Origin of the sequence: Viridibacillus sp. FSL H8-0110 (genome assembly GCF_038003565.1) — a bacterium.
GTDB lineage: Bacteria > Bacillota > Bacilli > Bacillales_A > Planococcaceae > Viridibacillus > Viridibacillus arenosi.
The window spans coordinates 1,114,545-1,128,158 of record NZ_JBBOPJ010000001.1; the positions used below are offsets into that span (position 1 = coordinate 1,114,545).

At 37.1% G+C, this 13,614-nt stretch carries 10 protein-coding genes and 1 other annotated feature; all 10 genes read left to right on the top strand.

Annotated elements, in window-relative coordinates:
* Positions 1-4: 4 nt before the first annotated feature.
* Entirely contained in the window at positions 5-835 is an 831-nt protein-coding gene (gene ccsA, locus MHH98_RS05485) for a cytochrome c biogenesis protein CcsA (RefSeq protein ID WP_038187478.1), read from the top strand.
* An 18-nt stretch (positions 836-853) separates the two neighbouring features.
* Positions 854-1,786 (top strand): hydroxymethylbilane synthase, encoded by a 933-nt coding sequence (gene hemC, locus MHH98_RS05490; RefSeq protein ID WP_038187475.1) that lies wholly within the window; start codon positions 854-856, stop codon positions 1,784-1,786.
* Positions 1,776-2,540: a uroporphyrinogen-III synthase gene (locus tag MHH98_RS05495; RefSeq protein WP_038187472.1), complete on the top strand. Its 765-nt coding sequence runs from the start codon at positions 1,776-1,778 to the stop codon at positions 2,538-2,540. Before hemC ends, MHH98_RS05495 begins: the two co-directional genes overlap by 11 nt.
* Positions 2,537-3,520, top strand: a complete 984-nt coding sequence (gene hemB, locus MHH98_RS05500; RefSeq protein WP_038187470.1) for a porphobilinogen synthase — start codon at positions 2,537-2,539, stop codon at positions 3,518-3,520. The genes MHH98_RS05495 and hemB overlap by 4 nt, the downstream gene beginning before the upstream one ends.
* Positions 3,521-3,523: 3 nt before the next feature.
* Entirely contained in the window at positions 3,524-4,816 is a 1,293-nt protein-coding gene (gene hemL, locus MHH98_RS05505; protein ID WP_340712273.1) for a glutamate-1-semialdehyde 2,1-aminomutase, read from the top strand.
* A 234-nt stretch (positions 4,817-5,050) separates the two neighbouring features.
* Complete coding sequence (locus tag MHH98_RS05510; RefSeq protein WP_051448777.1) at positions 5,051-5,620, top strand: hypothetical protein; 570 nt, start codon at positions 5,051-5,053, stop codon at positions 5,618-5,620.
* A gap of 241 nt (positions 5,621-5,861) precedes the next feature.
* Positions 5,862-6,089: a binding site (T-box leader), on the top strand.
* 102 nt (positions 6,090-6,191) lie between these two features.
* A complete protein-coding gene (locus tag MHH98_RS05515; protein WP_143691005.1) occupies positions 6,192-8,819 on the top strand; it encodes a valine--tRNA ligase in 2,628 nt (875 codons plus the stop codon).
* Positions 8,820-9,090: 271 nt separating this feature from the next.
* Positions 9,091-10,386, top strand: coding sequence for a bifunctional folylpolyglutamate synthase/dihydrofolate synthase (locus MHH98_RS05520; RefSeq protein WP_038187462.1), 1,296 nt, complete (start codon positions 9,091-9,093; stop codon positions 10,384-10,386).
* Between the two features lie 13 nt (positions 10,387-10,399).
* Complete coding sequence (locus MHH98_RS05525; RefSeq protein ID WP_340712274.1) at positions 10,400-11,653, top strand: bifunctional folylpolyglutamate synthase/dihydrofolate synthase; 1,254 nt, start codon at positions 10,400-10,402, stop codon at positions 11,651-11,653.
* 87 nt (positions 11,654-11,740) lie between these two features.
* A complete protein-coding gene (locus tag MHH98_RS05530) occupies positions 11,741-13,450 on the top strand; it encodes a sensor domain-containing diguanylate cyclase (protein WP_038187457.1) in 1,710 nt (569 codons plus the stop codon).
* The last annotated feature ends 164 nt before the right edge of the window (positions 13,451-13,614 follow it).

Below are 13,614 nucleotides of genomic sequence, written 5' to 3' on the forward strand. Positions count from 1 at the left end.
AGTTATGGCTGATTTGACGATGACAAGACTACATGAAGCGATGGTCGTCTTATATGCAATCAGTCTTGTATTCTATTTTATAGATTATTTAAATAAGGATGCAAAAGCTCACCGTGTTGCATTTTGGCTACTTTCCATCGTATGGATTTTACAATCAGTTTTTTTAGTAATGTATATAGTGGAGACACATCGTTTCCCTATACTATCGTTGTTTGAAGGAATCTATCTATACGCTTGGTTATTAATAACCATTTCGATTCTTTTACATTGCGTATATCGAGTAGATTTACCAGTATTCTTCATCAACGTAATTGGATTCATCTTCATGACGATACATACATTTGCACCATCGCAAATTACACAGTCGCCAGTAGGTGAGGCACTAAGCTCTGAGCTTTTATTTATCCATATTACGTTTGCAATACTTTCGTACGTGGCATTCTCACTATCGTTTGTTTTTTCGACATTATATTTGATTTTATATAATGTATTAAAGAAAAAGAAATGGACTAAGCAATGGACGAGACTTCCATCATTACAGCAAACTGAGCAAGGAATGACGGCTTCATTATTAACGGGTATACCGTTATTATTAATAAGTTTAATTTTAGGACTACAATGGGCATATTTAACATTAGATAACATATCTGTATTTGATGTGAAAATTGTTGGTTCATTTGTTTCGTTGTTAATATATTGTTTCATCATTTATGGAAATCGAAAAAGGAGATTACATTCGACAAGTTATGCGTGGGCTCATGTGTATGCATTTCTATTTGTAATCATTAACTTCTTTTTAGGAAGTAAGTTATCTGATTTTCATCTCTGGTATTAATAGAAAGGTTGGATTATTGTGAGAAAAATAGTAGTAGGTTCAAGAAGAAGTAAACTGGCTTTAACGCAAACTAATTGGTTTATCAATCAAATGAAACAGGCGGGTGCTCCGTTTGAATTTGAAGTCAAAGAAATCGTGACTAAAGGTGACCAAATTTTAGATGTCCAACTTTCTAAAGTCGGCGGTAAAGGACTTTTTGTAAAAGAAATCGAACAAGAACTCTTTGATAAAGGAATTGATTTTGCTGTCCATAGTATGAAGGACATGCCTGCAGTTCTGCCCGAAGGTCTTGTAATCGGCTGTATCCCTCCACGTGAAGATGCACGTGATGCTTTCATTTCAAAAGGTCATGTGAAATTTGCTGATCTACCAAAAGGTGCTGTTGTTGGAACAAGTAGCTTACGCCGCAGTGCACAATTATTAGTCCAACGTCCAGATATCGAAATCAAATGGATTCGTGGAAACGTAGATACGCGTTTAGCGAAACTTGAAACGGGCGAATATGATGCGATTATTTTAGCAGCAGCAGGTCTTAAACGACTAGGCTGGAGTCAAGATGTCGTAACAGAATACTTATCTGCTGAAATGTGTATCCCTGCTGTTGGGCAAGGTTCTCTTGGTATTGAGTGTCGTAGTGATGATGCTGAATTATTAGCCGAGCTTGCTAAATTAACAGACAAAGCAACTTGGGAAGAAGCACATGCAGAGCGCGCATATCTTGCAGCAATGGATGGCGGTTGCCAAGTACCAATCGCAGGTTACGCAAAATATGATGGAAAACAAATTGAACTAACAGGTTTAGTAGCAGCCCCAGATGCGTCTGTTATTTATAAAGAAACAGTGACAATGGAAGATGCTAAAGCAGCTGGTGAAGAAGTTGCTCGTATTTTAACAGAGCAAGGAGCCTTTGATTTAATTCAAAAAGTAAAGGCTGAGCAAGATGCTGAATGATTTATCTCTTAATGGAGACAAAATCGTATTAACAGGCACACATGTTACAGCAGCTGTGAAAAAGCAAATTGAACAATTAGGCGGTCAGGCTATACACCTACCGCTTATTACTGTTAATGAGATTAAAAGTGACATGGACCGACAACGACTTGAAAAAAGTAAGCAGTATGATTGGCTTATTTTCACAAGTCAAAATGCGGTCCTTGCTTTTATAAGTAAAATACAGCGTTTTCATTTCCAGGCATCTGAGTGGTCATGTAAAGTGGCTGCTGTTGGTACAAAAACAGCCGAAGCTCTTGAAGAAATAGGTTTTGAGATTAAATTTATGCCATCAACTTTTAGTGCAGATGTATTTGTACAAGAGTTTCCTACAATTGCAGGAGACAATGTATCCTGTCAATTTTTTAAGGGTTCGATGGCAAAGGATACTATAGTAAAAGGTTTATCTTGTCATGTCGATGAATGGACTGTCTATGAAACCGTTCAAACGACAGAACATACTACAGAACTGCTAACACTTTTAAAAGAATCGACAAATGTAAGTATTGCCTTTGCAAGTCCATCTGCAGTAGAGGTTTTTTCTGAGCATGTAGCAAAGGTAATCGGTTGGCATTCATTTATGGTTCTATCCATTGGACATATCACGGAGCGAGCGCTAATTAAGGCGGGAGCTAAAGTTGATATAATGCCACCGACCTATACAATGAAAGCTTTGATTCAAGAGTTAGCTAATAGAAAGGAACATCTAAAATGAAAGATTTAACATTTAAAAGACACAGACGTTTACGTCAATCTGCTACTATGCGTTCAATGGTAAAAGAAACATATTTGCATAAAGAAGATTTCATCTATCCCATTTTCGTCATGGATGGCGAAAATATTAAAAATGAAGTATCTTCTATGCCAGGCGTTTTCCAATTTTCAATTGATCGTTTAGGTGAGGAAATGGATGAAGTAGTATCACTAGGTATTCCTTCGGTTATTCTTTTTGGCTTACCTGCCGAAAAAGACGAAGTAGGTACTCAAGCTTTCCACAATCACGGTATTGTTCAAGAAGCAACTCGTTTTGTGAAAAAAAATTACCCAGAAATCGTTGTTATTGCAGACACATGCCTATGTGAATTTACTTCTCATGGTCACTGTGGCGTCGTTAATGACAAAGAACAAATTTTAAATGATCCTTCACTAGATTTATTAGCAAAAACGGCAGTTTCTCAAGCAGAAGCAGGAGCAGACATTATTGCACCATCTAATATGATGGACGGTTTTGTAGCAGCGATTCGTAAAGGCTTAGATGATGCTGGATTTGAAGATGTTCCAATCATGTCTTATGCAGTAAAATATGCCTCAGCATACTATGGGCCATTCCGAGATGCGGCTGATGGCGCACCTAAATTTGGTGATCGTAAAACATATCAAATGGATCCTGCAAATCGTATGGAAGCAATGCGTGAAGCTACTTCAGACGTAGAAGAAGGAGCAGATTTCTTAATCGTTAAACCAGCATTAGCTTACTTAGATATTGTACGTGATGTACGTAATAACTATGATTTACCGATTGTTGCTTACAATGTAAGTGGCGAATATGCGATGGTCAAAGCGGCATCTATTAATGGCTGGATTGACGAAAAACAAACGGTCCTAGAAACACTGCTAGGTATGAAACGCGCAGGAGCAGACTTAATCATTACTTATCATGCAAAAGATGCAGTTCGTTGGATGGAGGGAAAATAATTCATGACACGTTCATATGAAAAATCAAAACAAGCTTTTCAAGAAGCAGTAAACTTAATGCCAGGTGGCGTAAATAGTCCAGTTCGTGCATTTAAAGCAGTGGATATGGATCCCATTTTCATGGCTAGTGGTAAAGGAGCAATCATTACGGATATCGATGGTAATGATTATATTGACTATGTATTATCATGGGGTCCACTAATTATTGGTCACACGCATCCTGATGTTGTAGCTGCTATTCAAAAAGTAGCTGAAACAGGAACGAGCTTCGGTGCTTCTTCACTAGTAGAAAATGAACTAGCAAAAGTAGTAATAGATCGTATTCCTTCAATCGAAATGATTCGTATGGTATCTTCAGGTACGGAAGCAACAATGAGTGCAATCCGTGCAGCACGTGGCTTTACAGGAAGAGATAAAATTTTGAAGTTCGAAGGTAGCTATCACGGACATGGTGATAGCTTACTGATTAAAGCTGGTTCGGGTGTCGCAACACTTGGTTTACCAGACAGCCCAGGTGTACCATTGGGAATTGCTCAAAACACATTAACTGTTCCTTATAATGATTTAGAATCTGCTAAACTTGTCTTCGAAAAATTCGGCGAAGAAATTGCTGCAGTAATCGTTGAGCCAGTTTGCGGTAATATGGGTGTCGTTCCTCCGTTACCAGGATTCCTTGAGGGATTACGTGAACTAACAACAAACGCTGGCTCACTATTAATCTTTGATGAAGTAATGACTGGTTTCCGTGTAGGGTATCATAGTGCTCAAGGTCACTTTGGTGTAACACCAGATTTAACTTGTCTTGGTAAAGTAATCGGTGGTGGACTACCTGTAGGTGCATTCGGTGGTAAGCGTGAAATTATGGAGAAAATTGCTCCGGCAGGTCCAATCTATCAAGCGGGTACATTATCAGGTAACCCACTTGCAATGTCTGCTGGTTTAGCAACAATAAGTCATTTAAAACCTGAAACATATGATTATTTCACAAAATTAGGGGATCAATTAGAAGCAGGTTTCCGCGAAGCTGCAGAAACTTACAATATCCCGTACACAGTAAATCGTGCAGGTTCAATGATTGGTTATTTCTTAACTAATGAGAATGTCATTAACTTTGAAACGGCGAAAACTTCTGATTTACAATTGTTTGCTGAATACTACGGTTTAATGGCGAATGAAGGAATCTTCTTGCCGCCGTCACAATTTGAAGGTGTATTTGTTTCTACAGAGCACACTGAAGAACATATTGCAAAGACAGTTCAAGCTTTCCAAAAAGTATTTAAACAACTTGCACGCTAATATAATAGTAAAAGAAAAAGGCTTTCTCCATTTAGAGAAGGCCTTTTTTTATGCATGTAAATACATTGATAATGTACCTAATATAAATAATCTTTATCATAGAGCATCAATGACTTTAATGGATCCGAACAACAAACGAATAACTAAAACCGTTTGCTCTAAGGACATAACATAATGCATATTCACGATACTATCAAGCATATAATCTATTAGATATATGAAGGAGGTCAAGCTATGCAACATATTTCCTGGGAAATCGCAGAAGGATTTAACTTCCCTGAAAGTTTTGGTAAACCGCAAGATACGTCGAATGTGAAAATTACACCTCGTTGGACACAAGAAGAGTCAGGTGAATCAGTATTCTTAACAGGTATTTATCATATTTCTGCCAATGTAGCATTTGCAGAAGGAGAAACACCACATCATGGGACTTCAACTTGGACAACAATAGAGGATTTAGACATGCAAGGAGAATCGGGTTATTTTGAATATGCTGTGCCGTTACATGTAAATTTGCCGCGAGATCGAGTGAATAAAGACGTCCCTGTAGAAATAAAAGTAGACTATATTACGACAACATTCCAAGATGATGGTAGCTGTCATTTTAGCTGGCAAGCGACATGTAATTATGAGGAGCCGCAAGCTGCTACTGCACAAGTAGAAGCAGAAGTAGTAGAAAGTTCTTCTACCACTACTGCTGAGGCAAGTGCTCAAGAAATACCAGAATCTGATGCGCTCTTATGGGATTTAGAAGAAGCATATACGATTAAAACGTATAATTTAAAGGAAATCCGTAAACAGTAAGTACCACAATAAGGCTAATACCAAAAGTAATATAATGTCTCCTGTTGTCGGGATGATGATTACACGAATACCTTGGAAGCAACAAAGAGGAATGATAATACTTCTACAGTAAAACCTTGTTTTCCGTAGCCAAGGTGGTAGAAAATAAGGGTTATATTTTCGACGTGACATGAAATGTAGTCCTCCTTTCTAAAAAACTTGAAAATGCATCTTTTTTTCGATACAATAAGGTCATCTTAATATAGATGCATAGATAGGGAAGAGTAGAATGCATTGTGTTTGCCAAAGAGAGGAAACGTTAGGTGCGAGTTTCCGCTTACACACATTTGAAGGTCGCCCTGGAGCAGTTTCTGTGAACCTGATAAAGCTTAGCAGAAGCCGGTTAGAAGCCGTTATACAATGAAGTGTCAGCACGTTTTTTGTGTTGAAATAAAGGTGGTACCGCGAATTCAACTCCTTCGTCCTTTTTAGGCGATAGGAGTTTTTTATTTGCAAAAAACTACAAGTTACTTCGTTGTTAACAAAAAATTAAAAGGAGGTCGTCAAATTGACAGAACAACAAACGACATCAATGCCAACGAAATATGATCCACAGTCAATCGAACAAGGGCGTTATGAATGGTGGCTAAAAGGCGAATTCTTTAAAGCACAACCTGAAAGTGGCAAAGAGCCATATTCAATTGTAATTCCACCACCAAACGTAACAGGTAAACTACACTTAGGGCATGCTTGGGATACAACATTACAAGATATTCTAATTCGTATGAAACGTATGCAAGGATACGATGCACTTTGGTTACCGGGTATGGACCATGCGGGTATCGCAACACAAGCAAAGGTAGAAGCGAAACTTCGTGAAGAAGGCATTACTCGTTATGACTTAGGTCGCGAAAAGTTCGTAGAAAAAACATGGGAATGGAAAGAAGAGTATGCAGGTCATATTCGTCAGCAATGGGCAAAAATGGGTCTAGCGCTAGATTATTCTCGTGAACGTTTCACATTAGATTCAGGACTTTCTGATGCAGTAAAAGAAGTATTCGTAAAACTTTATGAAAAAGATTTAATCTACCGTGGCGAATATATCATCAACTGGGATCCTGCGACAAAAACAGCGTTATCTGATATCGAAGTTATTTACAAAGATATACCAGGTGCTTTTTATCACTTCAAATATCCATTAACTGAAGGAACTGGAACAATTGAAATTGCTACAACTCGCCCTGAAACAATGCTAGGTGATACTGCAATCGCTGTTCACCCTAAAGATGAACGTTACCAACATCTAATCGGCAAAACAGTGACATTACCAATTGTAGGTCGCGAAATTCCAATCATAGCAGATGAGTACGTTGAAATGGAATTTGGTACGGGTGTTGTGAAAATTACACCAGCTCATGACCCGAATGACTTTGAAGTAGGTAACCGCCATGACTTACCACGTATTCTTGTAATGAATGAAGATGGTTCAATGAATGATAATGCTGGTAAATACAAAGGTATGGATCGCTTTGAATGCCGTAAAGCAATCGTGAAAGATTTACAAGACATGGGTGTTTGCTTCAAAATTGAGGATCATATGCACTCAGTAGGACACTCTGAACGTTCTGGTGCTGTTGTTGAGCCGTATCTTTCAACACAATGGTTCGTTAAAATGCAACCACTTGCAGATGCATCATTAGAGCTTCAAAAAGATGAAGAAGGCAAAGTGAACTTTGTACCTTCGCGTTTTGAAAATACGTATTCCCGTTGGATGGAGAATATCCGTGATTGGTGTATTTCACGTCAACTTTGGTGGGGTCACCGAATTCCAGCTTGGTACCATAAAGAAACTGGTGAAATTTACGTAGGTACGGATGCTCCAGCTGATGCTGAAAACTGGAATCAAGATACTGATGTATTAGATACTTGGTTCTCATCTGCATTATGGCCGTTTTCAACGATGGGCTGGCCAGATGAAGCCAACGAAGAATTTAAACGTTATTACCCAACAAGTACATTAGTAACGGGTTATGATATTATATTCTTCTGGGTTTCTCGTATGATTTTCCAAGGCATTGAATTTACTGGAACACGTCCATTCGAGGATGTATTAATTCATGGTTTAGTTCGTGATGAACAAGGACGCAAAATGTCTAAATCACTTGGTAACGGCGTTGATCCAATGGATGTTATCGAAAAATACGGTGCTGACTCATTACGTTATTTCTTAGCAACTGGTTCTTCTCCAGGTCAAGATTTACGTTATTCAAATGAAAAAGTAGAAGCTGTTTGGAACTTCTCAAACAAAATTTGGAATGCTTCACGCTTTGCTTTGATGAACATGGAAGGCATGACTTACGATGAAATCGATTTAACTGGTAAAAAATCAGTAGCAGACCAATGGATTCTAACTCGTCTGAACGAAACAATCGAACAAGTGACAACTTTAGCCGAGAAATTTGAATTTGGTGAAGTAGGTCGTCAATTATACAACTTCATCTGGGATGATTTCTGTGATTGGTACATCGAAATGGCGAAATTGCCATTATACGGTGAAGATGAAGCAGCGAAGAAAACAACGCGCTCCGTACTAGCATATGTTTTAGATAATACAATGCGCCTGTTACATCCATTTATGCCATTTATCACAGAAGAAATTTGGCAAAACCTTCCGCATGAAGGCGAATCAATTACAGTAGCTGCTTGGCCGACAGTTGATGAAACATTAACTTCACAAGCACAATCGAATAACATGAAATTACTAATGGACATTATCCGTGCTGTTCGTAACATTCGTGCTGAAGTACAAACACCAATGAGCAAAAAAGTACCTTTATATGTTTCAGCTAAAGATGCTGCAACGCTTGCAGTACTAGAAGATAACAAAGCGTATCTAGAAAAATTCTGTAACCCAGAGCCGTTAACACTTGGCGAAGGCATTGAAGCTCCTGGACAATGCATGTCAGCTGTTGTATCTGGTGCAGAACTATTCTTACCACTTGAAGGATTAATCGATGTAGCGGCTGAAATTGAGCGCTTATCGCATGAACTTGAGAAATGGGATAAAGAAGTGAAACGTGTTCAAGGTAAACTGAACAATGAACGTTTCGTATCTAAAGCTCCAGATGATGTTGTAGCTGCTGAACGTGCAAAAGAAGCGGACTATATTGAAAAATATGCTACAGTGGAGAAACGTATTAACGAATTGAAAAATATGTAATCAAAAAAATCGCTCAAGTATTTTACTTGAGCGATTTTTTTGATATTAAAACGAACAATTTTCGGTAAAATATGAGAAATTATTGTAATTTAATTCTCAACAGATATAAGTTGAAAGATATTTTAGTTCTATTGAAATTAATCCTGCAAGGAAAAGTCAAGTGGTAATTATAACTAAAATGTAATATAGTTATTGTTCTTTATAATGGCTTATAATAAGAAGGTAATTGATTAAATAACAAGCACAATATACATACCAGGAGTGTTGAATAGTGTTTACAAATATAGAACAGTGCGTCGAGTTTTTAACCTCATTAAAAAAAGGTAGTAGTACATCGATTCCATTAGAAGTCGTTACTTCATTATTACATGAGTTTGGCGACCCTCAACATACTTTTAAAACAATCCATTTAGCAGGTTCAAACGGCAAAGGCTCTACTTTAAATGCATTAAAGGAAATATTAAAATACAGTCAAGTAGAAAAAGTAGGCTGCTTTGTTTCTCCACACTTAGAGCGCATAAATGAGCGTATTACAATTAGTGACAAGCAAATTACGGATGAGCAATTCCTGTTATACGTCAATAAGGTGTTTGCTGCAATAGATGAAAAGGACGGAGTATACCCAAGTTTTTTTGAAATTATGACAATTGTTGCTTTCCTCTATTTTGCAGATGAGAAAGTAGATGTTGCTCTAATTGAAACAGGTATTGGTGGCAAATTAGATTCAACTAATGTGATTGATCCCGTCATTTCAATAATTACAACGATTTCTTTAGAACATACAGCGATTTTAGGTGATACTTATGATGAAATTGCTTATCAAAAGGGTGGCATTATTAAAGAAAATAGACCTGTAGTGACAACGGTAGAGAATGAAGATGCAATAGAAGTTCTTCGGAAAATAGCAGAAGAGAAGCATGCACCTATAGCTATTTTTAACGAGGATTTTACGGCAACAAAAGTCACTCAAAAGGAACATACACAGATGTTTAATTACTCTAAAGGTGATTATGCCATAAATGATGTTGAATTACTTATGGCAGGTCCTCATCAAATTAACAATGCTTCATTAGCTATTACAACGGCATTATTGTTAAAAGATGCTGGATACTTTGATATTACAGAAGAAGCTATTCGAAAAGCTTTAAAAGAAGCTAAATGGGCGGGACGTTTTGAAGAGTATGGTCATCTTATCGTAATTGATGGAGCGCATAATCCTGAAGGAACAGAAGCACTAATTGCAACATTAAAAGCGAAATATCCGACGAGGGAATACGATTTTATCTACGCCGCGCTACAGGACAAAGATCATCTAAAAAGTATTAAGATGATGGCGGAAGTGGCAGCATCTATGACATTTACGCAAATAAGTATGCCTAATGCCGCACCAGCTGCAGAATTAGCAGCATTATCACAGCACCACCATACTTATTTTGATGCAGATTGGGAATGTGTAGTGAAACGAGCAGTTGAGGAAAAAGAGGACGAGCATGTATTGGTCATAACAGGATCTCTTTATTTTATTTCTGAAGTACGTGCATTTTTAAACAATAAAGTGAAACAGTAAACGGGGTGCCGACATGATTCCTAAATTAGATCATTATAAAGAAAAGTGGGGTGTCCGTAGTGATGCCTCTATAAAGCCAGGGTTAACAGCTATTACTGAAGCATTGCAATTAGTAGGGAACCCACAAGAAAAATTATCCGCAGTCCATGTAGCAGGTACAAATGGCAAAGGCTCAACAATTACTTTTATAGAACATATAAGTAAGGCTCATGGACTGTCAACCGCTACATTTATGTCTCCGTGTATTGAAGATGTACACGATCAAATTCAGCTAAATGAACAACCCATTAAACCAGAAGAAATGGATGTAGTATTTAGTATCATGGCGGATGCGGGATTAGATGGAAAGCTAACAGATTTCGAACTGTTAACAGTAGCAGCCTTTTTAGCTTTCGAGCGCTTAGCACCTGATATTACTATTATCGAATGTGGTATGGGGGGACGCTTTGATAGTACTAATGTTGTGACGCCAATCGTGTCAGTTGTACCTAGTATTGCTATAGAGCATACAAATTTTTTAGGCTCGACTATAGAAAGTATTGCTATGCATAAAGCAGGTATTATTAAAAAACAAAGGCCTGTGGTGACAGGTGTGTTACCAACTGAAGCGATGGCTATATTTACACAAGAAGCGGAAAAACTTCGCTCACCATTACTTGTCTACAATGAAAATTTCACCGTTACAGAGGAAAACTCGACGGAAATATACATGGCTAATGATGTACGAATCACGAACTTAACACGTACAATGCCAGGGCTGCATCAGCGTAGTAATATGGCTCTAGCAATTACAGCATTTAATATCGTTGCACAAGTAAATGGAGTAAAAACAAATGTCGATGCATTTCGAAATGGGATTCAAAGTGCTCAGTTAGCATGTCGCTTTGAACAACTTGCACCGAATCTCTATATTGACGGGGCACATAATCCAGCGAGTGCTAAAAGTTTGGTCGATGCGATTCAAGAGCGATTTCCTAATGAACCCATTCACTTTATCGTGGGCATGCTTGGGGATAAGGATATACGTGGAGTTTTAGCAGAATTAGAAAAAGTAGGTACTACCTTTACTTTTGTAAATATAGCGAATGATCGTGCGATGGCTGCTGATGAGATTATGAAAATGAGTTATGCGGAAAATAAATCGACAACATATGACATTTTGACTACTGTTCAACAAAAGTTGCTGTTGAATGAAGTAATTATCATGACTGGTTCCTTATATTTGTTAGCAAAATGGCGAAAAATATTGCATGAAACATTTAATTGAATTTCTTTAAATGGATGACTTTGGTAAAACGATTTGCTATAATTGCTTAAAAGTAGGCATAAATACTCACGATGAGAGGTGTGAGAAGTGAATTTGTCACTAAAGTTCAGATGGGCCGTATTTATAGTATGGTTGGCAACTGTACCAATTGGTTTAAATTTGGTATACCACTATTTTCCTCCACCAACTTATATTAATTGGTCTGAGTTAATAGGTTTCATAGTATTGGCGATCATTACAGCCATTTTCCCTTTTGTTATAAACGGGGTCCCTTTATTTTTTATGCAATGGGTAAACTTAGCGGTCTTTTTGAAATATGGTTTATTTATAGAATTAATTGTATTCCAAATTGCACTGATTCCCTTTTTATATCGTGCAAAGTTACTTAAGTTAAGTCTATATCGTATACCTTGGAATTCGATAATGTTTTTCCTCGTCTCTTTCATCAGTGGTTTACTTTTTATCTTAATTGGTGGAGAATTTGGTTCGCTTAACATTCCTCATATTGTCTTATTCGGAATGTTTTACTTATTTATGAATACATTTGTGAATCATGTATTACTGAAATTGAGCTTAATCGTTATGAAGAAAAGAGCTCCATTTCTAACAAAAGATGATTATTGGGACTATAATAGTATGCTATTTACTTTTCCTATGGGGTTAACACTATATCTACTGTCGGAATATGTGGGTCCTATATCATTTGTTTTACTTGGATTGCCATTCTTGATAGTGACTCAGATTTTAAGAATGTATAGTACATCAGAAAGAGTAAATGAATACTTATCGTTGGCTGCCCATTTTGGCCATCAGTTAGGGGATCGCTTAACGAGTGATGAAGTTGTGGATTTATTTATGGGTAAAACAATTGAAATCATGCCTGTAGATCATGCTTACATTATCGATATAGTGAATGGTCAGCTACAATTCCTTAGATCACATGAAAATGGAGTATGTACAGCAGTTAATATCTCTCATGAAAATATTTTAAAAACACCTATCAAAGAAATAATGAATACTGAACAAACAATTGTCTACAATCAACAGACCGAATGGATAGGGATGGGGATAGGTTTTTTACCTTTTGCTACACAAAGTATAGTAATGATGCCAATCTCGAGAAATCAAAAAATGGTAGGAGTTTTCTTATTAGCTTCTAATAAGAAAAAGTTCTTTGAAGAATATAAAATTCGTATATTAGATATACTATGTTCTTATTTTGCTGTTTCAGTGGAGCGGTCGCGTTACATTGAGGCGACAATAAACAAAAGTGAGCGCTGTGGTTTAACTGGGTTATATAATTACAGATATTTCGAAGAACAACTTACAGTTAAAATGCAACAATTAATGGACGGAGAAATACGTCAACTTTCGTTAATAATGCTTGATATTGATCATTTCAAACTTATTAATGATACGTATGGTCATCAAAGTGGCAATAGCATTTTATGTGACTTCGCTCGTACTTTAGAGGGAGAAGTGGGAAGTAAAGGACTATTAGCTAGATTTGGTGGTGAGGAATTCGTTATTTTACTTCCCAATATGTCTAAAAGTGAGGCACTGCACTTAGCTGAAGATATTCGTATGAATGTGCAACATAAGTTATTTGAAATTGGATCCGATTTGAGTTTGAGCCATATAAAAGAACATGTCACAATCACGACAAGTGTTGGTGTCTCAACTGCTCCTGAAGATTGTGATAAACCAATGGCATTAATACGAAACGCTGATAGGGCTTTGTATGTAGGAGCTAAACAAAAAGGGCGTAATCGAGTAGCGGAGTATCTAAAAACCTAATTAATAGCTAAGAGATTCCTAGAATTCTCTTAGCTATTGCAACATATAATGATTAGCAGAATACATATCAGTTAAATATTTTTTACTTATGAATGCCTGCATTTCTACACTATTTAAAAATAAGCAATGAAAACTTGAAATATAAAAGAGAGGATGTACTAAAA

Excerpts from the sequence above, each read along its gene's own strand:
- MHH98_RS05525 (WP_340712274.1), top strand. The coding sequence starts at position 10,400 with ATGATTCCTAAATTAGATCATTATAAAGAAAAGTGGGGTGTCCGTAGT.
- MHH98_RS05495 (WP_038187472.1), top strand. The coding sequence starts at position 1,776 with ATGCTGAATGATTTATCTCTTAATGGAGACAAAATCGTATTAACAGGC.
- MHH98_RS05515 (WP_143691005.1), top strand. The coding sequence starts at position 6,192 with ATGCCAACGAAATATGATCCACAGTCAATCGAACAAGGGCGTTATGAA.
- hemB (WP_038187470.1), top strand. The coding sequence starts at position 2,537 with ATGAAAGATTTAACATTTAAAAGACACAGACGTTTACGTCAATCTGCT.
- ccsA (WP_038187478.1), top strand. The coding sequence starts at position 5 with ATGGCTGATTTGACGATGACAAGACTACATGAAGCGATGGTCGTCTTA.
- MHH98_RS05510 (WP_051448777.1), top strand. The coding sequence starts at position 5,051 with ATGCAACATATTTCCTGGGAAATCGCAGAAGGATTTAACTTCCCTGAA.
- hemL (WP_340712273.1), top strand. The coding sequence starts at position 3,524 with ATGACACGTTCATATGAAAAATCAAAACAAGCTTTTCAAGAAGCAGTA.